The organism is Bacillus cereus group sp. BfR-BA-01355 (assembly GCF_022663675.1).
Classification (GTDB): Bacteria; Bacillota; Bacilli; order Bacillales; family Bacillaceae_G; genus Bacillus_A; species Bacillus_A thuringiensis_S.
This window is the reverse complement of the sequence record NZ_JAKUFY010000481.1, coordinates 1-223: the sequence shown is the minus strand read 5'-3', so window position 1 is coordinate 223 and position 223 is coordinate 1. Positions and strand designations below refer to the sequence as shown.

Sequence of the window (223 nt, the reverse complement as noted above, 5' to 3'; positions counted from 1 at the left end):
GGAACGAAGTATAGAAATGATTATCGGGATTTACGGCATCATTAAAGCAGGTGCAGCATATGTACCGATGGATCCGACTTATCCGAAAGATAGAATTGAATATATGCTTGCAGATTGTATGCCGAAGGCCATTCTAACATATAAAGCAGAAGTTGAGACAGAAATACCAGTCATTGATCTTGCGGATAACAGTGTTTTCATGGGAGAAACAAAAAATCCCGAG

The 223-nt window shown here is 39.5% G+C and carries 1 protein-coding gene; it reads left to right on the top strand.

Translation table 11 applies throughout. The features are described 5' to 3' along the window. Positions 1–10 precede the first annotated feature (10 nt). The coding region (locus MR167_RS32560) for an AMP-binding protein (protein ID WP_346657781.1) at positions 11–223 on the top strand (213 nt) is incomplete at its 3' end.